Source organism: Chryseobacterium gossypii (genome assembly GCF_041361455.1).
In the GTDB taxonomy this organism is placed as follows: Bacteria; Bacteroidota; Bacteroidia; order Flavobacteriales; family Weeksellaceae; genus Chryseobacterium; species Chryseobacterium gossypii.
This window is the reverse complement of the sequence record NZ_JBGCUR010000041.1, coordinates 1-23,957: the sequence shown is the minus strand read 5'-3', so window position 1 is coordinate 23,957 and position 23,957 is coordinate 1. Positions and strand designations below refer to the sequence as shown.

Here is a 23,957-nt window from a genome sequence, read left to right as displayed (position 1 = left end):
AGGTCACCGCCAGTTTTTATAATAAACCTCATACAGCCATGTATGAGGTTTTTTTGTATTCTGAATCGGATTTCGCAATTTTCAATTTAATAAAAGTCTTACACTAATTTGTAAGATTACGATTATAAAATTAAGACCAGTGCGGATCGGAGACAGATGTTTTGCCCGTTTCTATCCGGCCTGCAAAATGCCAAAGATGTGTTCCGGCAGTTACTTTCAAATCATACCAGCCTTTGGTCTTATTGAGGTTGATGATCATTTTTTCTTTAGCCTGATGTAAAGAGATCTTCTTTTCACTCATTTCGTACAGGTCAGTAATAGATACATCGGTGTTTTTATTCCCTCTGAAAATAAGCTCTATTTCATTTTTGGCAGGCAGATCTGTTAACAAGATTTCAAGTCCGGATTTCCGGTCGCCTTTAAAGTTCCTGTAAAAGCCGTTTGGACCGAAGACCTCATAATCATATTTCTCACGGTCTATAGGATGAAATAATTCCTGTTTAGGATATAATGTGTAGGAGAAATAAAAATCATTACTGTCAAGCCGGGTTCTGTCATAAATTAATAAAGGTATCCCAGTATCTTTTAAGTTTACCATTCTGATTACGCTGTCTTCCATGTTGACGTAATAACGGTAAGGAAGCGGATTTGAGGGTCTGATACCTTTTTCCTGGATTTCCAGCAGAAGATCGTTTAATTCGTCTTCCGAGTACCATTTCAGATCGGGAACCGGCTTGTTTTTAGCGGCATTGATGGTTTTGGCATAATCCCTCTGATTTAAATAATCCATTTTCGGGATCTGGCTGTCAGAGGTATTAAATGCGGATGTAAGATCTCCACAGATTGCCCTTCTCCAATCACTGATGTTTTCTACCGTAACATCTTTATTCAATTTTTTATGAATAAACTTTTCCAGGAACTGCAGCACCGAGGTATGATCTGAAACTTCAGAATTTACGAAGCCACCTTTCGTCCAGGGAGAAGCGATGATCATCGGAACCCTGTAGCCAAGCCCTATTGTTCCTTCTATCCGCTCGTGATCTTTCAAGGGTTGGGTGAACATATATTCCTGTTTGGCGTCCACATATTCTACTCCTTCCTTACCGTTTATATCGATAGGCTGTTTCGGATTGACCGGTGGAGCGAAAGGAATCACATGATCAAAATAGCCGTCATTTTCATCATAGTTAATAATGAAAATTGTTTTTTTCCAGATTTCAGGATCTTTGGTCAGAATATTTAAAACCTCTGAGATGTACCAAGCGCCATACCATGGTGATCCGGGATGATCGGAAAAGTGTTCGGGAGCCACCAGCCAGGATACCAATGGCAGCTTTTGTTCTTCCACATCTTTTCTGAACTGAAACAGAACATCACCTTTCGGTATGACCAGCCTTTCTCCGCTTTCATCCTGCCCGGACTCCAGATTCCAGTAATCAGGATCATTGGAGTTGATTGTAAATGCTTTTTCGTGAAGATTTTTTTCCATCCGGGATAGCTTTGAGTAATTATCGGGATGGTACCTGATCAGGTCTTCCTGCAATTCGGCTATCAGGGCGCCCAGTTTTTCTTTCCTGTCCGGATTTTTTTTGATTTCCTGCTCAAGATGGCTGATAATATTAGGGATGTTCTGATGATAACCTTTTGAGAACTTCACATTGAAACTGGGAAACCATTCTATCGGGTTATCTGTGAAATTACTCAGCCATGCTTCCTGTTCCCCGGACATTCCTTTCGGCAGGCTGATCTCATTCTGATAAATCTTCCAGGAGATCCCCTGTTCCTCCAGGATTTCAGGAAAGCTTTTCCAATGGGCCTGGCGGTTTTTATCATAATCGATATTTTCATTGAGAACGTTAGCTTTCACCTTTCCGTTTTGTTGTTCCCTGATGGTTCCAGACCACAAAAACAATCTGTTGGGGGTGGTTCCTGTAAGAGATGAGCAGAAATACTGATCAAAAATAGTAAAAGCATCTGCCAGCTGATAATAGAACGGCAGGTCTTCACGGTTGTAATACCCCAGGGTAAGAGGGATATCTTTATATTCCTTATTCCCGGAAGCTTTTGCCTGTAGCCACTGATCATACTTCCCTTTATTGAAGGCTTTTTGCTGATCTGCCCAGGAATGAGGCAGAGAGCTCATCCATGTAGATCTGCTGTTTCTTAAATCCAGACGGGCGGGTGCGGCATATTGGCCATTCTGTCCTTTCTGAAAGAAAACGGAATGCCCGTCAGCTTTAATAAATGCCCTTTTATCCAGGAAACCCCTTACTCCTTTCAGTGATCCGAATGCGTGGTCAAAAGAACGGTTCTCCTGCATTAAAATCACAATATGTTCCGCATCGTAAAAGGTAGACCCTATTGCCGGCTCTATCGTTAATGCCTTTAAAATAGAAGGGTGCACTGCACCTGATGTTCCCAGGCCGGCCAATAGCAGCCCTGACTTTTCTAAGAATTCTCTTCTGTTCATTCGAATGGTATAAGAAAGAAACCGCAAGATAGCTTTAATTTATCTGCGATTTCTTTATAAGTTAAAATTAAACATTGATCTTATTGTAACCACCACGGTTTGGAATTGATATTATCATTTCCGCCATACTGGGATGCAAGGGCTGCCTGGAGGTTCGCACTGTTGTAATTATATTCAGATTGTGGATACCTGAACCTTAATGGAGCTGAAACACCGGTCGGTAAAGGAAAGGTTGGATAGCCTGTTCTCAGATAATCATAATAGGAGGTCCATTGTGCCTGATGGAACATCGTCATATATTTCTGGGTTAAGATTTTTTCCAGCTGAGATGAAAGTGGAGCCGAATCATTGTAAGCAACCAACGGAGTAGTGAGATACTGATTCACGTCAAATCCTGAAAAATAGAGATTAGGATTCTTTACATAGGTCTGGTAGAAGTTGAAGCTTGCTTTGATGGCATTATCATAATGTGTTTTTGCAGATCCTGAGATCCATCCTCTCGCCGCTGCTTCGGCAAGAATAAATTCCAGTTCGGAATAGCTTAATACGGAAGAAGGCTCATTGGTGGCATCTTTGTAGAAACGGTCATTTACCTTGGAAATGTTTTTGGCTGCTACCAAAGCCGCATTATCAGAATAAGGTGAAACAGGATTTCCGCCGTTATAGCCAGTAAAATCGGTGACAGGCTTTCCTGCCTCCTTTGCAGCGGTGGTCTGTGCCGCAAAAGTAAAGAGACGCGGGTCCTGCCTGTCTTTAAACATATTGATAAAATAGTTCGCCATATATAAGCTTGAGCCGTAACCGCTATTGTTGAACATGGTATACCTGCTGTCTGCCACATCATAGAATTTTAGTTCACCGTTGTCAGCAATGGATGTCATTATCGGCTGGCTTCCGGCAACAGAGGAAAATTCCGAGGCAATATTGTAACTTCCGGCTGTAGTTTTTTTAGAAAGAGTAATCAGAATTTTCAGGCGGAAAGAATTGATCAGCTTTTTCCATTTGGTGGCATCACCATTATAAATGATATCACCTTCTATCTTATCGTTGGAATTGATCAGATCATTAGCCTCCTTCAGTTCTGTCAGAATCCCTGACATCACAGCTTCCTGGCTGTCATATTTTGGTTGTGTGATGCCCGATTCCCCTTTCACTGCTTCAGAATAAGGGATACTTCCGAATTTCAGGCTCAGATTGAAAAAGTAATAAGCTCTGTAAAACTTCCCGATGGCAATATAATTCTTGTTGTTGATTCTTTCCGCTTCCTGCATCATTTTTACGGTGTTCAATAGTCCGGAGGTATAAACATCAAATGAGGCATCATTCCATTTCATGTATTGATAGACATTTTCACCATCAGTCCCGATCATCATCCTGGATGCATACATATTGTCACCGTTTACCTGAAAAGCAGATTTTGAAACATAGGTTAAAAGAAATTTGGGATCAATGCTGGCCTGGTCATTCGGATTTTCGTTAATCGTGTCCAGGTTTGATTCACATGATATAAGAGCAAACAGCCCTGTAATGAATAGAGATTGTATAATATTTTTCATTTGATAGAAATGTTATAATTAAAATTTAATGTTAAATCCGATGCCGAACCATCTGCTGGACGGATCCTGGATATCATTGCCGCTTTTGATCTGGTAATCCGGATCAGAATAAAGATTCTTTGATTTTTTCCACATGGCGAGGTTGTATCCGGAGATATTTGCGGTAAAGCTTTTTACCATTCCTTTAGGATTCAGCAAATAGGAAAAATCATATTCCAGGATTACAGATCTCAGCTTGATAAAGGTCCTGTCAAAAACATTGGCAAAAAGCTCACTTTCATTTTCCGTCACCCTTGCCTGGTAAGGATAATTCTGAGCCCAGTCCTGGAAACTGATCGCCTTGGTGTGAGGGGTATAGGTTCCGGTAGCCGGATTATAATTCACGCCATCCGGAACAAAATAATATGTGCCCGGATTGGCATATTCAAGATCCCTGTAGGCAACAGAATTTGGGTGTTTCCCTCCCCACCACATTTTTTCTACCACCTGCGATCTCATTACCCCGCCAATACTGCCATCTATCCCGATATTCAGACTTAGTTTCCTGTATTTGAAAGTATTGTTAAAGCCAAAGGTCCAGTCAGGATTAAAATGCCCTAAATTGGTAGGAGCGGTAGCCCTTGTGGGCATTCCTGTTTCCGCATTCAGGATAACTTTCCCATCCGGAGATTTTTGCCATGTATAATCGTAGTAACTGTCCATCCTTTCGCCCAGTTTGATATTGTTATAATTCGGCATATTCCCATAAATGGAGGTCAGCTCCTGCCTGTATGTGCTCCAGTTGATCAAAGATTTCCAGGTGAAGTCATTGGTTTTAACGGGTACCAGCCCCAATGAGATCTCCAGTCCTTTTGTGGTATATTCATTTCCGTTTACATACTGGGAGGTAAAGCCCGAAGATTCCGCACTCGGGAACTGGAGGATATTATCATAATCCAGAGTTCTGAAATAAGTGGCGTCCAGCGTGATACGGTTATCAAATAATCCTGCACTCAATCCCAGCTCATAGGATTTTGTCTTCTCCGGCTTCAGGGAATTTTCATAGTTCAGTGTTGTCGGGTAATAATAGGTAGGATTTCCGTTAAAAGTAATACCATTGTTGTTTAAATAATAATTTCTGATGGCATAAGGCTGAAAATCGTAGGCCACCTTCGCCCAGGAAGCGGATAACTTCAGCAGGTTAACAGCTTCAGGCATTTTTACCAGATTGGAGATCACGGCACTTAATGATGCGGAAGGATAGAAATAAGATCTGTTGGCTTTCGGAAGAGTGGAGGACCAGTCATTACGTCCTGAAACGTTAATAAAAAACGCATTATAAATACCGATATCAATGGTAGAATAAGCACTGTAAATAAGCTTTTCTTTCAGGTAATCATAATATTTTACAGCTCCGATAGAATTATCCAGCGTATAAAGTTCGGGAATTTTCAAACCATCTGTGGAAGCATTATCTATAACATTCTTATAATAGAAGGCAGAACCTCCGGCATTGACGGTGAAATCAAAATTGTCAGAAACCTTTTTCTTATAGGTGGCCAGAACGTCGTAATTCAGGTTCCAAGTCTTGGTATCATTCAGAATATATCCGCCACTTCTTGGTGCGCTGTAATTGAAATAAGAATATGGGCTTAGGATTTCCTGTTTATTGTGATTTTCAACAATGGAGATCTTACCTTTTACCGAAAAATCTTTGGTTGCTTTATATTCCAAACCTGTCTGTGCATTGATGATATCCGTCCTGTTTTTATTTTTGTAGTACTCGGCTCCGAACCAGGGATTATTATACCAGGCATAATTCCAGTTAGCCTGCACAGTTCCTTCTTTTCCCGGGACCCATAGATGGGTCTTTAGATCTCTTCCGTTTACATCACCTCCCATCCAGATCAGGATGGTGTACATATGCCCGCTGGGGTTATAGTCATAGTTCGGAATATTGGGAGTGAAAGTCTGGTTGAAATTAAACTTGGTATCAAAAATCAGCTTTTCTCCCACATGGTTTTCAGATGAAAAATTGATACCATAGCGTTGCAGATAAGATTCGGGAACCCTGTCATCATAGTTCATAAAGTTTCCTGAAAGCCTGTAAACATCCTTGTTATTTCTATAGCTTACCGAGAAATTGTTATTACTGATCACTGCCGGTTTCAGGAATATGCTCAGATTGTCATGGTATTTCCAGTCAATCGGAACCCTTTCGTATCTGGATTTATCATCGTACTGGCTTCCTGCCACGGTTCCGTACCATGGGATGACCTGGCCTGTGAACTTATCTCTTATCGGGCTGTTCCATTGGGCTATCTTTACTCCCGGAGCAAATTTAGGTCCCCAGATCATATCTCCGTCATTCACCCCTCCGTCTGCACCGTCCCAGAATTCATATTTTCCATGGGAGCCGTTCCCGTATTCGGTCTGTGTTTTAGGAAGATTGGTAAATCCGGCAGAAACCATTACATTTTGAGAGAATTCCACTGTGAAGCCTTTCTTTTTCGCGTTCTTCGTAGTGATCAGAATGGCACCGTATCGCCCTCTGGATCCGTAGAGTGCAGATGCCGTCGCGCCTTTCAGAACGTTGATATTATCAATATTATTAGGATCAAGATTCTGAAAAACCTCAGGCTCTACGATCACCCCGTCTATTACATACACAAGATTGGAGTTCCCCCTTAATGTAAATACGGGTTTCTGCTGCATTCCTGTAGGGTTGGAGACATTCAGACCGGCAACCTGGCCAGAGAATAAATTTCCTATACTCGGCGTTGTAATGGTCTCAAATTGCTTGGTACCCACTTCCTGGGTAGCATATCCGATTTTTTCCTTTTTCTTTGAAATCCCTAAGGCGGTGATCACTACCCCCTCAATCTGCTTTTCATTTACTTTTTTCATCACTACGGAATAATTCCTCCTTGAAGAAACCTCAACCGTATAAGTTGAAAAATCAGGAGCATAAAACTCAAGAATATCTTTTGGGTTTGCAGAGATGGTAAAATTACCGTTCTCATCGGTTACCACAGATTTCCCGGTATTTTTATCGGTAATATTCACCCCGGAAATGGCTGAGCCATTCTCCGATTTTACATTTCCCGAAATGCTGACTTCCTGCGCCGTTAAATAAAGAGGGAGTAAGAGAATTGCAAAAGTAGCTAAAGTCTTCTTCATTTTTTTGAAGACAAATTTAGCGGGGCATTATTACCTGGATTTTAATCCTGTATTAAAATAAATATAATGATTTCAGAAAAAGACTATAGGAAAGTTAATGAAATTATAAAGCAAAAAGCCGGGATATACTGCTTTTTTTTGTTTTTTTATTATCTTGGTTAGCTGTTAGAACCTGCTTAAAATCCCCCAATGTATTTTTATATCGTTGAATTTGAATGGGTTCCCAAATTCATTACCGTTGGAAAACTGAAAGCTCATTAATCCTATGGGAATAAAAAAATTGAATCCGAGTCCTATACTGTAAAGTTTTGGTTTTACATTTAAAGTCTTGTTATTGAGCTGTCCGTATTGCCCGAAAAAGTCGAAAAAAGCCTGACTACCTATGAGATAACGGTATTCCAGACTTCCGTAATAATAGAAATCAGCGGCAAGGGAGTTTTCATTAAAGCCCCGCATGGAGTTCCAGCCGCCGAAGCGGTATAATTCGTTGGTGGAAAATTCAACTTTGGAATCCATCATGGCTCCTTCGCCTTTTATATTGAGATAATGATTTCCTGCAATATGATAATTGTGTTCACCGAAAAAATAGAACTGGTTCTGGTTGGCTTTAATATTATCAGCGGTATAGGTCGTGGTAAGAAAATCATATCCTGCATTGAGCCTTGTTTTGTAAAGGAAAAGGTCTATATCCGTAGGCTCGGTCATTTCAAACCATATACCGATCCCTTTTTTGTTGTAGTCTTTACCCTGTACATATAAGGTGTCAATAATGCTCGAAGTCTCAAAAGTTGCCCTAAACCCGATCTTATTACGGTTATTGATATGATAATAAAAGGCAGGAAGGGCTTTTACATTGGCAAAGGTAGAATCCTGCCTGAATATGTTCACCTTCATGTTCAGCCCCACATTGGACTTAAAGAGATAGGGTATGTCCGTCTGAAGATCGAAAGTTTGTCCTTTGTCAGGATTTCTCTGCCAGTACAGGTTAATCGCTTCAAAACCATTGAACATATTCTTGAAATTGACATTCAGGGTACCGTTCAGAGTGAATTTATCCGTTTTATCATTCCCAAAACCAATAACCCCGTCGAAGGTGTTGGTTTTTTTCTTTTCCATGAAAAGATAGATCTTTGTGGAATCTTTGGTGAACAGAGTCTGTGGAGGCCGTTCCAGGGAAACAAAAGGGTGGCTCTGGAAATTCTTGTTAATGGCAACAAGGTTTTGGTCATCATATGTTTTACCTTTGAAATCTTTTTCAAGGTTTTTGATGAATCTTTTGGGTACCCTTTCGTAGCCTTTTACCACAAAACCGTCGATTGTTCTTTTATCATTTTTGTTGATATCAAGCTCCACCACAGGATAGCCATTTTTCTGACCCTTATATTTGGATTTGATCCTGCTGAAGGAATATCCCTCATCAATATAAGATTTGTTGATGCTTTTCTTTGTAGAATCCAAATTTTTGGTAAAGAACTCCTTTTGGGACTTTAATTTGTGGACAATAGAATCCGAAAGATTTACATAGGTCTCATTGAAATTCTTCCCTTTGTCATAAATGATCTCCGTGCTGTCTCCCATTACCTTTACCTCCTTTAACCGGGTGAAAAAGAAATTGCTCTGTGCCAGAGAATCCAGAAATTTTGCTGCTGCTGCGGAATCTTTTACCTTTTTCTTTACTTTGGTTTCAGAATCAATGAGCCAATATTGCTTCTTCTGCGCCTGAGCAAAAACGCAAAACAGTACAAAAAATATTTTCAGAAACAATCTCAAACTCCTTTAAAAACTGAAACTAATCCAGTTTATTATATTTTTTCATTAAATTTTCATAAGTTCCCTGAGGAAGAATCCATTTCAACGGAACCCCGATTTTCTGGCCGAATTTACCAAAATAATAATGAGCTTTCCATTTGTTTTTATTTAAAAGAGCATCAATATATTCTGCAACTTCCAAAGGTTCAGTTCCATCGCCAACATGAGAATTCATCAAAGCATATACCTTATCAAATACGTTTTTGTACGGTTCAGAAACTTTTGTCCTCACACGGTTTTCTGCAATATTGGTTTTAATATCACCTAAATGGAGAGAGCAGACATTCACATTCCAGGGGTACACTTCGTATCTCATCGCTTCTGTTACTTTATCCAGAGCCGATTTTGAAGCGGAATAAAACCCACGGAAAGGTAATCCCATTTCACTTCCGATACTGGAAACATTGATGATCTGTCCGAATTTGTTTTCACGCATTTTGGGCATTACGGCACTCATCATCTGAACGGCTCCAACCAAATTCAGGTTGAAAAGCTTTAAAATATCTTCTTTTGAAGAATCTTCTACAGCCCCTACCATTCCCATTCCGGCATTGTTGATCAGAACATCTATTTTTGTTTCCTTTGTTAATACCTGTGCGATAGCATTTTGTACCGCATTATTATCTGTAACATCTGTAGGAATAGACGTGAAATATTGACTTTCGGTGTGCTTTCTGCTTAAGCCATATACTCTGTGACCTTTTTTTCCGAAATATTCTGCTAACACGAAACCGATTCCTGATGACGTTCCCGTGATGATGATAGTTTTTGACATTAGTAAGTAAAATATTTTTTTGAATTAGGAATTTTGAATTTGTTTTCACCCATCCTAAAATCGTTCATTTTTATAAGCGTATCGAATTTATGAATAAATTCTTTGTGATCATCTTGTGGAATTTTTCTGTTCTCATCTCCGTCACATTCGGAATACGTTTCATCAACAATAGCTTTACCCGTAGAGAAATTTACATCATTGGTAAAGCTGAATTCGCAGGTGTCTTCCAATTTGTTGAATGCGCCAATGAGATAAAAGTCTCCGTTCTGAAAACGAAAAGTATATTTGCCTGTATCCGTATGCCTCGAATTGGAATAAAATGACTGGGAAATAACAAGACAATGATTCTTTATCTCTATTTCCAGGGTATTGTCTTCAGGATAAAAGCCAGCTCCACTTGAATTAAGTAGCGTTGAATTTTCTTTCCAGATTTTTAAATTTCCCTGAATGCTTTTTAAGATGTAAAATTTCCTTTTAAACCCTTGATGTTCAATTTTCTCAGGAGTATTATATACAATAACCGTTTCTTGTTTTCCGTCTTTATCCAGATCACCTTTTACTTCAAGCACCTTTTCATACCCTTTTGGGATAGCAAAATCCTTCAGTTCCTGAGATTGAAACACTGTGAAAATAAGTAAGGAGAAAAAAGTAAGGAAAATTTTCATTTACTCTTTATTTAAAATCAGAGATAAATCTTCCCAAAACATCGGGTAAGATTTTTCCACTACATTTTCATCTTCAATATTTAATTCTTTAATCAGGCAAAACGGAGCAAAACTCATTGCCATTCTGTGATCCTGATACGTTCTGATAGAAATATTTTCTTCGGGATCGCTGAAACGGACAGATTGTATGGTAGTATCTGTAATCTCTGTTTCAGTTCCCAGTTTTTGCAACTCATTATATAAAGCCAGCAATCTGTCGGTTTCCTTCACTCTTAATGTTCCCAGGCCCGAAATTTCAAAAGAAATTTTCAAAGCGGCTGCAGTTACACAGAGAGTTTGGGCAATATCCGGACAGTTATTCATATCCAGAACGATTTTTTCCGGGAACTGGAAATTTGGATCCGGCTGAAGCGTAATCTTATGTTCTGTTTCTGTAAGAATCGTTTGTATCCCGAAAAACTCTTCATAAATTTTTGCAATGGCAGAATCTCCCTGAGTGGATTCTTTATAGAAGCTTTTTAAATGAATCGTTTCCCTTCCCAATGCTGCAAAAGAATAGAAGTAAGAAGCCGAGCTCCAGTCGCTTTCCACTTCGTAATTGATAACAGAGGATTGGTTGTTTTCATGAAAAGGTTCAACTTTAATTAAATTTCCAATAAAGCTTGCCTGGATTCCGAATTTTTTCAGAATATCCAAGGTCATTTCAATATAAGATCTTGAAGTAACTTCACCCACAAGGTTTATTTCCAATCCTTGCTCCAGTTTTCCGGCAATCAATAGGAGAGAAGTGATGAATTGGCTTGAAATATTAGCGGGAACATCTACTTTTGTTTCGGTGATTTTTCTGCCAGTAATTTTCACCGGAGGAAAACCTTCATTTTCCAGGTATTCAATTTCTACTCCCAGATTTTGTAAAGCGGTAACCAGATTTTTTATGGGGCGTTCTTTCATTCTTCCCGAGCCGGTAAGAATAGTGGTTTTTCCTTCAGCAATAGAATAGTAAGACGTAAGGAAACGCATCGCTGTTCCCGCGTGATGAATATCTACGGTTTCAGTATTCTCGGACAATGCTTTTTTCAGCAATTGTGTATCCTGGGAATTGGATAAATTCCCGATTTGTATATTTTTAAACAAACTTTCTAAAATCAACAAACGATTCGAAATGCTTTTCGAACCGCTGATCTGTATGGTTTTGTTTCCGATTAATCTTGATTTTTCTAACTTCATTGTTCTAAGTTGACAGCCGCAAACAGGAAGAAGAGGAAGGCTGGTTTTACAAGCATCGGCTTCCTGCATCCGGCTATTTCAATTTTTCATTATTCTGATGCCTTTCCTTATCGCGATCCGTTTTTATTTTCATCTTTCTGTCGAAAGCTTGTTGCAGATCAACTCCGGTCTGATTGGCTAAACACAGTGTTACAAACAGTACATCGGCCAGCTCTTCGCCCAGATCTTTATTCTTATCACTTTCCTTCTCGCTTTGCTCACCGTATCTTCTGGCAATGATTCTTGCCACTTCGCCTACTTCTTCCGTAAGTATTGCCATATTAGTAAGCTCATTGAAGTATCGAACTCCAATGGTTTTGATCCATTCGTCAACTTGCTGCTGCAGATTGGTGATTTCCATTTACTGATAAGCTCCAAGGGTTGGGTTAGTGGTTCTTGGTTCATTCACGATATCAAAAGGAACGGTTCCTGCTACGGAAATATTACCTTTTCCCCGGGCCGGTGAGTTCTGCTGTACCCTCAAATTCTGATGGGCCGTAAAATAATTTACAAACAGCGGATCTTCATTTTTGATGCTCTGTATCACAAAGCTGGGGTTATTATCAAAAGGAAAACCTGCTTCAGAGGTATCAGAATATTTCAGCAAGGAGTTTTGGATCAGGAAATTAAACTGCTGTCCCGGGGTCTGCTCAAAATTTACGGCATTATCCCTGTCAGAATATACAATACAGTTCCTGATGTCAAGCTGTTGTAATGCGCCTTGTTCCGTCTGTCCGTTATCATTGGTCCATTCATTGGTGGCAAAGATCCCGTTCCGGTTATAAGAATACATGGATCCCGAATAATTGGCGATGGTGGAATGAACATAGCTGTGATTTCCGCCTCTGAAAATCCCTATACAGGACTCGCCGCAGTTATTCATAACCAGGTTTTTAGCATTGACCACGGAGCCTACGGCATAAATTCCGTATTCCTGGAAAGTATGGATAAATGAATTGCTGATCGTGGCATTGGCCTGTCTCATATCCAGTCCTTTCGTACCTCCGTAAAGCCTTGCAAAATTCATATTCAGGTTTGAATTGGCTTCCATTCTTATGGAATTCCAGTTTTTAGGAATTGTATCATAATAAGTATCGTTCCGGTCTCCGCGCAGGATAACCTCATTATTCAGGGCACCATTAATGTTCAGGGTGGCACCTGACGAAACTTTCATGCCGCTGTTTTTATGGAAGTATACCTTGGTCCCCGGTTGGATATTCAGAGTGATCCCCGAATCGATGGTAAGGTCTCCATAAATGATTTTCGCCTTATCATTGGTCCAGGTGGTATGGTTACTGATCACATTAGGGTTATTTGGGGTCTGGATGAAAAATTCTGCATCCTGCACCACTGAGAACAGCGTTACATGCTGCTGCCCTGCGGAGCTGCTGAACACAATACGGTCTTCAGCGATAGCTTCAGGTCCGGAAGCTTCGGGAGCAATTTCGACGAAAATATACAGGCTGTCTTTCTTCCTCAAAGGAACATTTTGAAAATCGTATCCCGCCTTCCCGTCCACATTGATCTTGTAAAGAGAAGAAGCCCCTTTTTCAAGACTGATCCGGGGGATCAGAATATCCTTGTCTTCATTATTATATACCTTTACAGCATAGGTCTCGGAACGGACCTGGTGATAGACCGTATCACAAAATACGGTATCCCTGGAAAAGCTTAGCTCTTGTGAAGGCTCATCAAAAGTAATATCATCCTTATTACACGATACCGCCAGGAGGAGCATCCAGAATGAAAAAGCCAGTAATAATTTGAATTTCATCGAAATTTAAGTTTAAACAAGTTCCAAATTTAACGAAAATACTTTGAATTTCTTATCAAGAAAAATTTTATTCAGACGGTATTTGTATATTTGAAAAAATGTTGTACTTTTGCAACCTAAAATTAGCAGAGAAATATCCATTACTATTTCGAAAGCAAAATTTAATTTTTTTAAAATTTAAAAATTGTATTATGAAAAACGGAATTCACCCAGAAAATTATAGACTTGTTGTTTTCAAAGATATGAGTAACGACGAGATGTTTCTTTGCAAGTCTACTGCAGAAACAAAAGATACTATTGAATATGAAGGACAAGAGTACCCTTTGATCAAAATGGAGATCTCTTCAACTTCTCACCCTTTTTACACAGGTAAAGTGAAGCTTGTTGATACTGCGGGTAGAGTAGATAAGTTCATGAACAAATACAAAAAATTCGCCAAGTAATTTTTTTGAAAAAGATACCAATGAGTCTTCCGGAAACGGAAGACTTTTTTGTTTACCATAAATTAAGAATTGAAGCGGGATGTTATTTTTACTATTTGTATTTTTGCTTCAACATAATCAAAGCCGGGCCTGGTCCCATTCTGATTATGCATCTTTTTTTAACATGTAATTTACATATAATGCAATTAGTATTTTCAGATGCCCAATACTGGGAAGATTTTCTTCCACTTACCTTTACCCGCCCCGTTGCGGAAATGCGGTGCGGTATCCTCAGCTTTTCCGAACGATGGCAAAAGATTCTGGAGAATACGGACATCTCTTATTTTACAGAAAATTACCTGCAGGAAAAGTTCAGGGGTCCCGAAGAAAAAGAAAGCCTTTTTCTGGTAGCCAATTTTTTACCCACAGATAATGTTATTCAGCAGATCAAGAGCCTGAAGCAGGGTGAAGCATTGGTTTATGAGGATGAGTTGATCGCTGCAAGGATCAATATGAAAGATTTTTCTCTGAGCCAGATTGAACGGATGACAGATATTAAGGAGGAGCTCATTTTCTTCAAGAAGCCTACAGACCTCTTTACCTATAATCATAAAGCCATTGATTTTGATTTTGAATTGCTTACCAAAGGCAGGACCTCGCAGGAATTGTCTCCAACCAATGGATTGCTGGGTGATATAAAAGATATATTCATTGAAGAAGGAGCACAGATAGAATATTCTACTATAAATGCGAGAACCGGAAAGATCTATATCGGTAAAAATGCTGAGGTAATGGAAGGCTGTAATCTCCGCGGGCCGATTGCTCTTTGTGAAGGATCAAAATTTAACCTGGGGGCCAAAATCTATGGAGCGACTACCATTGGTCCTCATTCCAAGGTAGGAGGAGAAGTCAGTAATATTATTATTTTCGGGTATTCCAATAAAGGGCACGATGGCTTTGTGGGCAATTCAGTGATCGGAGAGTGGTGTAATCTGGGAGCGGATACCAATTCTTCTAACCTTAAAAATAATTATGGAACGGTAAAGCTATGGAGCTACAGGACCAAGGCTTTTGAGGATACAGGGCTGCAGTTTGCCGGGCTGATCATGGGTGATCATTCTAAAACGGCGATCAATACACAGCTGAATACCGGAACTGTTGTAGGGGTAGCATCCAATATCTTTAAGGAAGGATTCCCGCCTAATCTTGTGGAAAATTTTTCCTGGGGAGGCTTTAAGGATGATGAAAGATTCAAGCTGGATAAAGCTTATGAAGTGGCTGAAAAAGCAATGGCAAGAAGAAAAGTACCTTTAACAGACGCTGATAAAGCCATTATGAAACATATTTTTGATACATATTGACCCTGGATATAGAAAAAACTTCATTTTTTTGAAGTTTTTTTGTTTTATGATGTAATGGAAAACAATTTTTAATTGTCTTACCTATAGAAACAAAACTTATGACCCAAGAAACTTTCAAGAATACGGTGTTTATTCTCAAAAACGAGATGTATCGTTTTGCGAAAAGGTTCGTCATGAGTAGTGATGAAGCGGAAGATGTAGTACAGGATCTGATGGTGAAATTCTGGCAGAAGAAAGATGAACTCGAACAATTTGGGAATTTGAAATCTTATGCTCTGAAAGCCGTCCGGAATGAATGCCTCAACAGACTGAAGCATCACGATGTGAAATTAGGATTCGCAGATATGCAGCTGCACCGGTCAGAGCTTTACAGTATGGAGGTCAACAATCTTAAAGAACACATCATAGGATTTATCAACCAGCTTCCGGAAAAACAAAAAATGGTCATTCATCTAAAAGATGTGGAAGAATATGATGTTTCGGAAATTTCTGAAATACTGGAAATGGAAGAAAATGCAGTAAGGGTAAACCTTATGCGGGCAAGACAAAAAGTAAAAGAACAAATCTCACAACTGATGAGCTATGAACAAAGATCAATATCAAGATAAATACGATGAAATCTTCCAGTCTATAAAGGAAGAAAAAATGGAATGGGATTTTGAAGATTTCCTTCAGAAAGCAGAAGGCAAAAAGGAAGCGGAAATCATCCCTCTGGAAAAGAAAAAGCCTTCTTTCCCGAAATGGTTCTGGATGGCAGCATGTGTGGTAGTGCTTTTCGGTATCGGCCTTATATTCAATTATAATCAGAATACGGAGGTACAAAACAGGGCCAGACTGGTGAAAGATGAGGTGCTGAGGCAAAAGCCGGGCTTCATCGAAGAAAACCAGGAACCTCAGGAACAGGTAGCTGTGAACAACTATACGGATTCTCTTTCCGGAGTAAAAAAAGATTCGGCTTTACAGGAAAACAGTGTGGCAGAAAGAGATGTTTTGGATGAGATCCTGCCAAAAAGAGGAAGATTGAAAAAGGAGACCAAACCAAGATTTGTAAGCAACTCGTATAAAAAATACAATGTGGCTAAAAAAGACTCCACAGGCTACAAGGACAGCTATGTGATCGTAAATGGAAAAAGGATTGAAAATGTAGAGGAAGCCATTAATGTAACTAAATATTCATTCCAGATATTCGCCAATAACGTTAGCGAAAAACTGGTACAGCCTAAAGTTGTGAATGATGATTACTAAACTCTGAAAAATATGCTGCTCCTGATCAGGCACGGATAATATCTTAAAAAAATAAAAATTGACTCATGAATAAAATATTGATAATACTAACACTTGTTTTCTCCCATTTTTTTAATGTGTATGGGCAGGAAGACAAATTTGACAAGCTTTTTGACAAGTATCAGGAAGTGGAAGGGGTAACTACCATTAAGATTGCAAAACCTATGTTCGGAATGCTTAGCAGCCTGAATATTGATGACTCACAGCTCGACCAGATTAAGCCACTGTTGTCCAAGATCAACGGGCTGAAAATTCTGATCACTGAAAATTCTGAAAATGCAGGCAGTGCCGAAGGCAAAAGGGTTAAAAATAATTTGTCCCAGATAAGTCGGGATATATCTTCTTACCTGAACAATCTGAACTATAATGAAATCATGACGGTGAACAGCTCTGGTTCCAAAATAAAATTTCTTTCATCAGAAGCTAAAGACGGAATCCTGGATGATCTGTTACTGAGCATTGATGGCGGCAGCGGAGAAAATATTTTAGTGAAGCTGGACGGAAAGCTTTCTATGGATGATGTGAACAAGATCATCAATTCAAGCGAAACCAGGACCAATCCGGTTACCAATGTTAAAAGCGGCCTGACTTCGGAAAATACCTCATCTTATCTGAATGGTGAGAGCAGGAAAGTAGGAGACTTTTCCGGTATTTATGCGAGCACAGGGGTGCATGTGGTCTTTAAGCAGGAAAGTCCTGCAAGTGTGAAGGTCATTGCAGATGCTGATAAACTTCAATATATCGTTACCAAAGTTGAAGATGGTATTTTAAAAATATACGTTGACAATAAAGGACTGAAAAATTTGAGGTTTAAAAATTTAAATGTGAATGTATCCTCTCCCCGGATCAATACTATTAAAACGTCCTCAGGAGCAAGCTTTACCACAGTAAACGCTGTCAATGAGAATGACCTTAGCATTGACGCTTCTTCCGGGTCAAGTATCAATGGAAAGTTTAATATCTCAAATGCAACCAATGTAGAAGCAACTTCAGGATCCAATGTAAGAGCAGATATCAACTCTAAAAGCATTGTATTCAAAGGCTCCAGCGGATCAAACGTAACCTTTGAAGGGCAGGCCGGTTCAGCTGAATTTGATATCAGCAGTGGTGCGCTTTGTAAGGCGGATAATTTGAGGACCAATAATGTGCAGGCTGAATCCAGCTCAGGAGGAAACCTTTCTGTGAATGCTGTTGATGAGCTTAGGGTTAGAATATCTTCCGGAGGTCTGGTAAAATATAAAGGAGCCCCTCAGATAATTTCTGACAAAAATTCAAAAGGCTCTTTAAAACAAATCAACTAAAAACTATTGCTATGAAAATTATGAAGAACACTTTTCTGATCATCTGCACGCTGTTTCTGCTTCAGTCCTGCATCGTTTCGGAAAAACCGAATATGGCTTTCTTTGATTCCGATTATGATTTTAAAGGAGCCAGATTTGTAAGCATCAATGTACCTATGCTTCTGGCAAAACCCTACATTAAAAAAGCTTTAAGAGAAGATGGCGAGGATGAGGAATTGATAAAACTGGTGAATAAGGTTTCAAAAATAAGAGTTTTAACCGTGGAAAATGGTGATAAGACCATGCTGAAAGATTATGCCAGATATCTGAATGACAACAATTATGAAGACTGGGCAACGATAAAGCATAACGGTGACAATGTAAATGTACGCGTAAAGCAGAAAGGTGAAGCCATAAGGAATATGCTGATCACGGTAAATTCCGATAAGGACCTGGTATTCGTGGATGTAAAAGGAAATTTTACTCCGGATGATATCTCCAGAATGATTAATTCCGCTTCGGATAAATAAGACACTTTCATCCATATGAAAAGGTCTGATGAATTGGAAATTATTTAATAGCTGAAACTAGCAAGTAGCTTTCATATACTAATTTTATTTTGTACAAAGCCGTTTCTGTAATGGGAACGGTTTTTTGATTTAAGTTATGGATTATTAAATTTTATTTAAACTATTGAAAAGAATTTTTTAGTCTCGGTAAAATAGTCTAATTTTGCAAAGAAAGTAAAGATGTCTATTCATAACAAAATTGTAGAGACAGCCATCACTTTTGATGACGTTCTTCTAGTCCCTTCTTATTCAGAAGTTTTACCTAACCAGGTTTCATTAAAGTCAAAACTTACCGACAAAATTACGCTGAATGTCCCGATAGTATCTGCTGCAATGGACACCGTTACAGAAGCTGAGCTGGCTATTGCCTTAGCCAGAGTGGGAGGCTTGGGCTTCATTCACAAGAATATGCCTATTGCCGAGCAGGCTGCACAGGTAAACCGTGTAAAACGTTCCGAAAACGGAATGATCTCGGATCCTGTGACCCTTTCAAAAGATCACACTTTAGGACAGGCCAAAGACATGATGGCCAAATATAAAATATCAGGTCTTCCGGTGGTGGATGCCGAAAATACCTTAATCGGGATCATTACCAACAGGGATGTCAAATATCAGGAGAATCTTGATATGAAGGTTGAAGAGATTATGACGAAAGATAATCTGATCACTTCCGATAAGGATACCAATCTTGAAAAAGCTAAAGAGATCCTTCTTAAAAACAGAGTAGAAAAACTTCCGATTGTAGATAAAGATAATAAGCTGGTAGGATTGATTACGATTAAAGATATAGACAACCAGCTGGAATATCCGAATGCCAACAAGGATAAAAACGGCCGCCTTATCGTAGGGGCAGGCGTAGGTGTGGGAGAGGATACCTTAGACAGAATTGAAGCTCTGGTAAAAGCAGGAGTTGATATTGTAGCCATAGACTCTGCCCATGGCCATTCCAAAGGTGTTTTGGATAAGATCTCAGAAATAAGAAAGGCATATCCTGATCTGGATATCGTAGGTGGAAATATTGTAACTGCTGAAGCGGCAAAAGATCTGATTAAAGCAGGAGCGAATGTACTCAAAGTAGGAGTGGGTCCCGGATCTATCTGTACGACCAGAGTAGTTGCAGGTGTGGGAGTACCTCAGCTGTCCGCTATCTATAACGTTTATGAGTATGCCAAATCTAAAAATGTAACGGTAATTGCAGACGGTGGTATCAAGCTTTCAGGAGATATCGTTAAAGCTATTGCCAGTGGCGCGGGAGCCGTAATGCTGGGATCTCTCTTGGCAGGAACTGATGAAGCTCCGGGTGAAGAGATCATTTTCCAGGGCAGAAAATTCAAGTCTTATCAGGGGATGGGCAGCCTTTCTGCAATGAAGAGAGGTGGAAAAGAAAGATACTTTCAGAGTGAGGCTAAAAAATTCGTTCCGGAAGGAATTGAAGGCAGAGTGCCGCATAAAGGAAAACTGGAAGATGTGATTTTCCAGCTTACGGGAGGCTTAAGAGCAGGTATGGGATACTGTGGTGCTAAAGATATTGAGGCCCTGCAGAAAGATACTAAAATGGTAATGATTACGGGAAGCGGATTAAAGGAATCCCATCCTCACGATGTTATTATCACTCAGGAAGCCCCGAACTATTCTTTATAATTATCATTAATGAAATATAATCTCAGGCCATGCGACGAGCATGGCCTTTCTTTTGGCAGATATGCCGGAGATTATAAAAAGCCTGTCTGTGACATGATATTAAGAGAGCAATTCCAGAAACGAATCATAAGTCCCGTCATAATCTTCCCATTTCTGATTATTCACGAAAAATGAAGGCGTTCCGTTGACCCCGCTTCTTACACCCCCTTCAAAGTCAGCTTCAATCTTTTCCTGGAGCACTGCTGTATTGATATCATTCTCTATGGTGTTAAAATTAAGCTGTAAAGCCTTCACGCATTCTTTAAGCATTTCTTCGCTCAGCATATTCTGGTTGCTGTAGATAAGATCGTGCATTTCCCAGAATTTCCCCTGCCTTGCCGCTGCTTCAGCTATCGCTGCCGCCGCCATTGCATATTCATGAGCATCAGTCAAAGGGAAGTTCCTGAAAACGAAGGCCACCTCGTCCCCATGTTCCTCAACAAATCTTTTTACAAGTGGAAAAGCATGTGCACAATGCGGACATTGATAGTCTCCATACTCCACTAAAACGATTTTCGCCGTGTCCGGGTTACCTTGTATATGATCATTCTGACTAACAGGAATTCTTAATGTAGACATAATTATTGTTTTTGGTTCAGGTTTTCTAATGCATCGATAATTCCGTCAGCTCCTGGATTGATGCCGTCCGGGGACAAATAGCTCCATTGGATTACTCCATCCTTGTCAATGACAAATAAAGCTCTTCTTGATGTACCGTTTTCTTCGTTATAGACACCATATGCACGGGCCGTTTCGCCTTTTGGATTGAAATCGGCCAGTAAGGGAAAGTGCAGTTTTCTGTTTTCCATAAACGCATCATGACACCAAGCGCTATCTACGGAAATTCCTAAAATATCTGCATTATATTTATGGAAAATGCTAAGCATTTCATTATATAAAGTTACCTGATCCCCACAGACGGGGCTCCAGTCTGCAGGATAGAAAACTAAGATCAGGTTCTTGCCTAAAAAGTCAGAACGTTTCAATTTTTGATCCGGAGTGGAATGAAGTTCAAAGTCCGGTGCCGGAGTTCCTTTTTCTAATATCATATTTCTTGGATTTGGTTAAATAAGTACGCAATAAAAATAACGATAAGTATTTGATTATTATGAAAAGAATATTTAAAAATAAAAGTTATTTGATTTTTCTGAATTCAAATCTGGGCTTGATTACCTTATTCAGAAACTGACCTTTGGATCTGGCTGCTCCAAATTTATCTGCAATGTCAAAAGGTACCTTCAGGTAATCATAGACTGCCCCTGACTGATATATGATCCGCAATATTTCAGTTTCGGGGTTATACAGATAATGATTGACTACTGATGATGGCATAATTTGTTTTCTGCAAAAAATGTTCCTCCTTACCAAAAAAGAACCTTTCAGAAATTCTGAAAGGCTAATAGATATTAAAATATTTTATTTGTACAGATTATCCTTGAAATCTTCGATGCGGAAATCTGTAAGAGCATTCCCCTTTTCAATTTTTTCTTTGGAATACAAACGGTAAGCATTCTCAGTCTTTTCCAGAAGATAATCATAAGGACCTACAGCGGAGATCAGCTTAACCAATACCGGTGAAATTTCCAGACAAATGAATAGCCCCATGATAAAAGTTGCAGCTAAACCGATGATTGCAGAGTTTTTTCCCAATTCATCCAGGGCCTGTAACCTAGCTGCAAAGCCGTTGAACTTATCCTCAAACGTTTCGGTGGATTTTCTTTCGGTTTCAAGATTGGTATAGACCTTAGAGATTTCCCTGTCCAGATATTCCAGCCTTGGAGCTACCTGTTTCTGGTAGTTTTCCAGATCCTGTCTTCTCTGTTCCTTGAGCTCCTGTTTACGTTTGGCATTAGGCCCGAAGCCTTCCTTGCCGCTCGTTAAACCTGACTGCTTTCCTAAAATCTCTTTTTCAAGTTCTACAGAAGCAGAATCATAAGATCTTTGATACTGTGCGATTTTGTCTGAGATCTGTTTCTTCTCTGTTTCAAAAGGTCCGCTTTGTTGCAGGATTCTCCCGTTCATTTCAGCCTGTAGCTGCTTTTTATTTCTTTGAATAATCGTATTGAGCTGTTTATTGACCTCTTTCTCAAAGATCTTAAGCTCTAAAGGTTTTGAGATGATAATCCCTAAAAACGTGGCCAAAACCAAACGGGGAATTGCCATCAGGATCTGATTCCACCATGTTCCTGTCTTTTTAATGGAAGAAACAATATAACGGTCCAGATTGAAAATCATCAATCCCCATAAGATCCCGAAACCTACCGCTGCCCAGGCATTATCAAAAACCGTATACATGGCATAGCCTGCGGAAAGAGTAGCAAAAACAGCTGTGAAAAGAACAATACCCCCGATCCCTGAAAACTTGTTCCATTCACTGGGAGTTTTTCTTAAAATATGAATATTCCCTCCGGAGCATACCATCAGGAATTTCTGGAACCAATTAATCTTTTGATTCGCCTGATTTATAGTTTGTTGCTTATTTTTCATTATTGAAAATTTATTACAAATGTAATACTAAAAATCGTACCATTGTTAAAGATAGTATTATGTTTTGCCAAGTAATTTCAGTGTAAATGATAAATAATTGGTATTCAGAATATTAAATTACTTGTTGAAAAAATTATTATCTTTAAGTTATCAATTCCAAAAATAATAGATATGAAAAGTCTGTCAAATCTTTTATCAATTTTCGCAGTATGCCTTCTGGTCTCATGCAGCAAAGAGAAAACCATCGACGATGAACTCAGGGAAGCCGCCGCAAGTATGAATAAACTTACTCCCCAAACCCTTAGTGAAGGGGTGCGTCTGGACAGTGTTTCCGCAAAAGCCGGAAAAATTTTCAAATACAACTATACTTTAGTAGAAGATGTAAAAGAAAATGTGACGGAAGCCAATATCAGCAGCTTTAAGAAAGAAGCAAAGGAAGAAGCACTGAATGCCATAAAAACTTCTGCGGATATGAAGGAATTCAGGGATAATGATGTTACTCTGCAATACGTCTATTATGACAAAAATGGAAAACAGCTCGCAGAATTTTCCGTTGATCCCAAAGAATATAAAGGTAAATAGCCTGGCTATTTCAGCCGGTCGGGGTTTTGTTTAAGAAAGCTTTCCCAGCCGGTATAAGATTTAGCATCAGCAATGGTTCCGGAATTGAAATGATGGCAGACAGCCACAGCCAGACCGTCGGAAGCATCCAGGTATTTGGTAGGAAATTCTTTGAGCTTCAAAAGGTTTTGGAGCATTCCCGCCACCTGTTCCTTACTTGCGTTTCCGTTTCCTGTAATGGCCATTTTTATCTTTTTTGGGGAATATTCCGTAATAGGGATATTTCTGTACAGGCTTGCAGCCATAGCCACTCCCTGTGCACGGCCAAGTTTCAGCATACTTTGAACGTTTTTTCCATAAAAGGGAGCTTCAAGAGCTACTTCGTCAGGATGGAACTCGTCAATCAAAGCTAAAGTCTTGTCAAAGATATATTTAAGTTTGGTCTCGTGGTTGGGATACTTTTTCAATAAAAGCTCGTGAATGGAAATCATCTCCATCTGGCCTTTTTTTACTGAAATAATGCCAAAACCCATCACCGTAGTCCCGGGGTCGATACCTAAAATTATTTTTTCCGAAATCATCAGTCCAAAGATATGATTTCTAAATTTTTTATTGCTGAAAAAACTTCTTAACTTAAACAAAAATATCGCCATGAAAAATTTACTTATTCTTTTTGTTGTTCCCATGCTTCTGTTGTGTAATTTTTTACCAGTTCAGAATTCAGACAGTACCGGAATGGGTCTTGCAAAGAGCAACCCCCAGATTGTTTACCTTTTTTTCAAAATTGAAAAAACAGAATCCGGATCCGAAAAAATCATTTTGCAGGAAAAAAAGATTAC

Annotated in this window: 23 protein-coding genes; 9 read left to right on the top strand and 14 right to left on the bottom strand. The window is 39.4% G+C overall.

What is annotated here, in order from left to right:
• Nucleotides 1-130 precede the first annotated feature (130 nt).
• From ABMQ40_RS15710 to ABMQ40_RS15670, 9 genes are all read right to left on the bottom strand, one after another.
• Nucleotides 131-2,470 (bottom strand): phosphocholine-specific phospholipase C, encoded by a 2,340-nt coding sequence (locus ABMQ40_RS15710; RefSeq protein ID WP_370901287.1) that lies wholly within the window; start codon nt 2,468-2,470, stop codon nt 131-133.
• Between the two features lie 80 nt (nt 2,471-2,550).
• Nucleotides 2,551-4,026: a SusD/RagB family nutrient-binding outer membrane lipoprotein gene (locus tag ABMQ40_RS15705; protein ID WP_370901285.1), complete on the bottom strand. Its 1,476-nt coding sequence runs from the start codon at nt 4,024-4,026 to the stop codon at nt 2,551-2,553.
• A gap of 18 nt (nt 4,027-4,044) precedes the next feature.
• Nucleotides 4,045-7,185 (bottom strand): SusC/RagA family TonB-linked outer membrane protein, encoded by a 3,141-nt coding sequence (locus ABMQ40_RS15700; protein WP_370901283.1) that lies wholly within the window; start codon nt 7,183-7,185, stop codon nt 4,045-4,047.
• Between the two features lie 165 nt (nt 7,186-7,350).
• The gene (locus ABMQ40_RS15695; protein ID WP_370901281.1) at nt 7,351-8,949 is read right to left on the bottom strand and encodes a BamA/TamA family outer membrane protein; all 1,599 of its coding nucleotides are present in this window, start codon (nt 8,947-8,949) and stop codon (nt 7,351-7,353) included.
• Between the two features lie 25 nt (nt 8,950-8,974).
• Nucleotides 8,975-9,769 carry an SDR family oxidoreductase gene (locus ABMQ40_RS15690; RefSeq protein ID WP_370901279.1) on the bottom strand — a complete coding sequence of 265 codons (795 nt, stop codon included), beginning with the start codon at nt 9,767-9,769 and terminating at the stop codon, nt 8,975-8,977.
• Nucleotides 9,769-10,434 (bottom strand): hypothetical protein, encoded by a 666-nt coding sequence (locus tag ABMQ40_RS15685; RefSeq protein ID WP_370901277.1) that lies wholly within the window; start codon nt 10,432-10,434, stop codon nt 9,769-9,771. The genes ABMQ40_RS15690 and ABMQ40_RS15685 overlap by 1 nt, the downstream gene beginning before the upstream one ends.
• Entirely contained in the window at nt 10,435-11,661 is a 1,227-nt protein-coding gene (locus ABMQ40_RS15680; protein WP_370901275.1) for a carboxyvinyltransferase, read from the bottom strand. It abuts the gene before it with no gap.
• A gap of 73 nt (nt 11,662-11,734) precedes the next feature.
• Nucleotides 11,735-12,061 carry a nucleotide pyrophosphohydrolase gene (locus ABMQ40_RS15675; protein WP_370901273.1) on the bottom strand — a complete coding sequence of 109 codons (327 nt, stop codon included), beginning with the start codon at nt 12,059-12,061 and terminating at the stop codon, nt 11,735-11,737.
• On the bottom strand, nt 12,062-13,474 hold the full coding sequence (locus tag ABMQ40_RS15670; RefSeq protein ID WP_370901271.1) for a hypothetical protein: 1,413 nt from the start codon (nt 13,472-13,474) through the stop codon (nt 12,062-12,064).
• 191 nt (nt 13,475-13,665) lie between these two features.
• Between ABMQ40_RS15670 and ABMQ40_RS15665 the strand changes: the two genes are divergently transcribed.
• From ABMQ40_RS15665 to guaB, 7 genes are all read left to right on the top strand, one after another.
• The gene (locus ABMQ40_RS15665) at nt 13,666-13,917 is read left to right on the top strand and encodes a type B 50S ribosomal protein L31 (RefSeq protein WP_062702555.1); all 252 of its coding nucleotides are present in this window, start codon (nt 13,666-13,668) and stop codon (nt 13,915-13,917) included.
• 179 nt (nt 13,918-14,096) lie between these two features.
• Nucleotides 14,097-15,257 (top strand): GlmU family protein, encoded by a 1,161-nt coding sequence (locus tag ABMQ40_RS15660; protein ID WP_370901269.1) that lies wholly within the window; start codon nt 14,097-14,099, stop codon nt 15,255-15,257.
• A 98-nt stretch (nt 15,258-15,355) separates the two neighbouring features.
• A complete protein-coding gene (locus ABMQ40_RS15655; RefSeq protein ID WP_370901267.1) occupies nt 15,356-15,865 on the top strand; it encodes a GFO_1088 family ECF-type sigma factor in 510 nt (169 codons plus the stop codon).
• Nucleotides 15,840-16,502: a hypothetical protein gene (locus ABMQ40_RS15650; protein WP_370901265.1), complete on the top strand. Its 663-nt coding sequence runs from the start codon at nt 15,840-15,842 to the stop codon at nt 16,500-16,502. Before ABMQ40_RS15655 ends, ABMQ40_RS15650 begins: the two co-directional genes overlap by 26 nt.
• 65 nt (nt 16,503-16,567) lie before the next feature.
• Complete coding sequence (locus ABMQ40_RS15645; protein WP_370901263.1) at nt 16,568-17,842, top strand: DUF4252 domain-containing protein; 1,275 nt, start codon at nt 16,568-16,570, stop codon at nt 17,840-17,842.
• Nucleotides 17,843-17,862: 20 nt separating this feature from the next.
• On the top strand, nt 17,863-18,351 hold the full coding sequence (locus ABMQ40_RS15640; protein WP_370901261.1) for a DUF4252 domain-containing protein: 489 nt from the start codon (nt 17,863-17,865) through the stop codon (nt 18,349-18,351).
• Nucleotides 18,352-18,570: 219 nt separating this feature from the next.
• Nucleotides 18,571-20,031, top strand: coding sequence for an IMP dehydrogenase (gene guaB / locus ABMQ40_RS15635; protein ID WP_370901259.1), 1,461 nt, complete (start codon nt 18,571-18,573; stop codon nt 20,029-20,031).
• A gap of 99 nt (nt 20,032-20,130) precedes the next feature.
• Here guaB and ABMQ40_RS15630 read toward each other — a convergent pair whose 3' ends face one another.
• The 4 genes from ABMQ40_RS15630 to ABMQ40_RS15615 form a co-directional block, all read right to left on the bottom strand.
• Nucleotides 20,131-20,649: a DsbA family protein gene (locus ABMQ40_RS15630; protein ID WP_370901257.1), complete on the bottom strand. Its 519-nt coding sequence runs from the start codon at nt 20,647-20,649 to the stop codon at nt 20,131-20,133.
• A 2-nt stretch (nt 20,650-20,651) separates the two neighbouring features.
• Entirely contained in the window at nt 20,652-21,119 is a 468-nt protein-coding gene (locus ABMQ40_RS15625; protein ID WP_370901255.1) for a redoxin domain-containing protein, read from the bottom strand.
• Between the two features lie 85 nt (nt 21,120-21,204).
• Complete coding sequence (locus ABMQ40_RS15620) at nt 21,205-21,402, bottom strand: KTSC domain-containing protein (RefSeq protein ID WP_370901253.1); 198 nt, start codon at nt 21,400-21,402, stop codon at nt 21,205-21,207.
• 84 nt (nt 21,403-21,486) lie between these two features.
• Nucleotides 21,487-22,557: a DUF4407 domain-containing protein gene (locus tag ABMQ40_RS15615; protein ID WP_370901252.1), complete on the bottom strand. Its 1,071-nt coding sequence runs from the start codon at nt 22,555-22,557 to the stop codon at nt 21,487-21,489.
• A gap of 171 nt (nt 22,558-22,728) precedes the next feature.
• On the opposite strand from ABMQ40_RS15615, the gene ABMQ40_RS15610 reads away from it, so the two are divergent.
• Nucleotides 22,729-23,139, top strand: a complete 411-nt coding sequence (locus ABMQ40_RS15610; RefSeq protein WP_370901250.1) for a DUF8479 domain-containing protein — start codon at nt 22,729-22,731, stop codon at nt 23,137-23,139.
• A gap of 5 nt (nt 23,140-23,144) precedes the next feature.
• Here ABMQ40_RS15610 and ruvC read toward each other — a convergent pair whose 3' ends face one another.
• On the bottom strand, nt 23,145-23,699 hold the full coding sequence (ruvC, locus tag ABMQ40_RS15605) for a crossover junction endodeoxyribonuclease RuvC (protein WP_370901248.1): 555 nt from the start codon (nt 23,697-23,699) through the stop codon (nt 23,145-23,147).
• Nucleotides 23,700-23,769: 70 nt separating this feature from the next.
• Here ruvC and ABMQ40_RS15600 point away from each other — a divergent pair.
• On the top strand, nt 23,770-23,957 hold a 188-nt coding region (locus ABMQ40_RS15600), incomplete at its 3' end, for a hypothetical protein (protein ID WP_370901246.1).

Coding starts and splice junctions, on each gene's coding strand:
- ABMQ40_RS15710 (WP_370901287.1), bottom strand. CDS start 2,470: ATGAACAGAAGAGAATTCTTAGAAAAGTCAGGGCTGCTATTGGCCGGC.
- ABMQ40_RS15705 (WP_370901285.1), bottom strand. CDS start 4,026: ATGAAAAATATTATACAATCTCTATTCATTACAGGGCTGTTTGCTCTT.
- ABMQ40_RS15700 (WP_370901283.1), bottom strand. CDS start 7,185: ATGAAGAAGACTTTAGCTACTTTTGCAATTCTCTTACTCCCTCTTTAT.
- ABMQ40_RS15690 (WP_370901279.1), bottom strand. CDS start 9,769: ATGTCAAAAACTATCATCATCACGGGAACGTCATCAGGAATCGGTTTC.
- ABMQ40_RS15685 (WP_370901277.1), bottom strand. CDS start 10,434: ATGAAAATTTTCCTTACTTTTTTCTCCTTACTTATTTTCACAGTGTTT.
- ABMQ40_RS15680 (WP_370901275.1), bottom strand. CDS start 11,661: ATGAAGTTAGAAAAATCAAGATTAATCGGAAACAAAACCATACAGATC.
- ABMQ40_RS15675 (WP_370901273.1), bottom strand. CDS start 12,061: ATGGAAATCACCAATCTGCAGCAGCAAGTTGACGAATGGATCAAAACC.
- ABMQ40_RS15670 (WP_370901271.1), bottom strand. CDS start 13,474: ATGAAATTCAAATTATTACTGGCTTTTTCATTCTGGATGCTCCTCCTG.
- ABMQ40_RS15665 (WP_062702555.1), top strand. CDS start 13,666: ATGAAAAACGGAATTCACCCAGAAAATTATAGACTTGTTGTTTTCAAA.
- ABMQ40_RS15660 (WP_370901269.1), top strand. CDS start 14,097: ATGCAATTAGTATTTTCAGATGCCCAATACTGGGAAGATTTTCTTCCA.
- ABMQ40_RS15655 (WP_370901267.1), top strand. CDS start 15,356: ATGACCCAAGAAACTTTCAAGAATACGGTGTTTATTCTCAAAAACGAG.
- ABMQ40_RS15650 (WP_370901265.1), top strand. CDS start 15,840: ATGAACAAAGATCAATATCAAGATAAATACGATGAAATCTTCCAGTCT.
- ABMQ40_RS15645 (WP_370901263.1), top strand. CDS start 16,568: ATGAATAAAATATTGATAATACTAACACTTGTTTTCTCCCATTTTTTT.
- ABMQ40_RS15640 (WP_370901261.1), top strand. CDS start 17,863: ATGAAGAACACTTTTCTGATCATCTGCACGCTGTTTCTGCTTCAGTCC.
- guaB (WP_370901259.1), top strand. CDS start 18,571: ATGTCTATTCATAACAAAATTGTAGAGACAGCCATCACTTTTGATGAC.
- ABMQ40_RS15630 (WP_370901257.1), bottom strand. CDS start 20,649: ATGTCTACATTAAGAATTCCTGTTAGTCAGAATGATCATATACAAGGT.
- ABMQ40_RS15625 (WP_370901255.1), bottom strand. CDS start 21,119: ATGATATTAGAAAAAGGAACTCCGGCACCGGACTTTGAACTTCATTCC.
- ABMQ40_RS15620 (WP_370901253.1), bottom strand. CDS start 21,402: ATGCCATCATCAGTAGTCAATCATTATCTGTATAACCCCGAAACTGAA.
- ABMQ40_RS15615 (WP_370901252.1), bottom strand. CDS start 22,557: ATGAAAAATAAGCAACAAACTATAAATCAGGCGAATCAAAAGATTAAT.
- ABMQ40_RS15610 (WP_370901250.1), top strand. CDS start 22,729: ATGAAAAGTCTGTCAAATCTTTTATCAATTTTCGCAGTATGCCTTCTG.
- ruvC (WP_370901248.1), bottom strand. CDS start 23,699: ATGATTTCGGAAAAAATAATTTTAGGTATCGACCCCGGGACTACGGTG.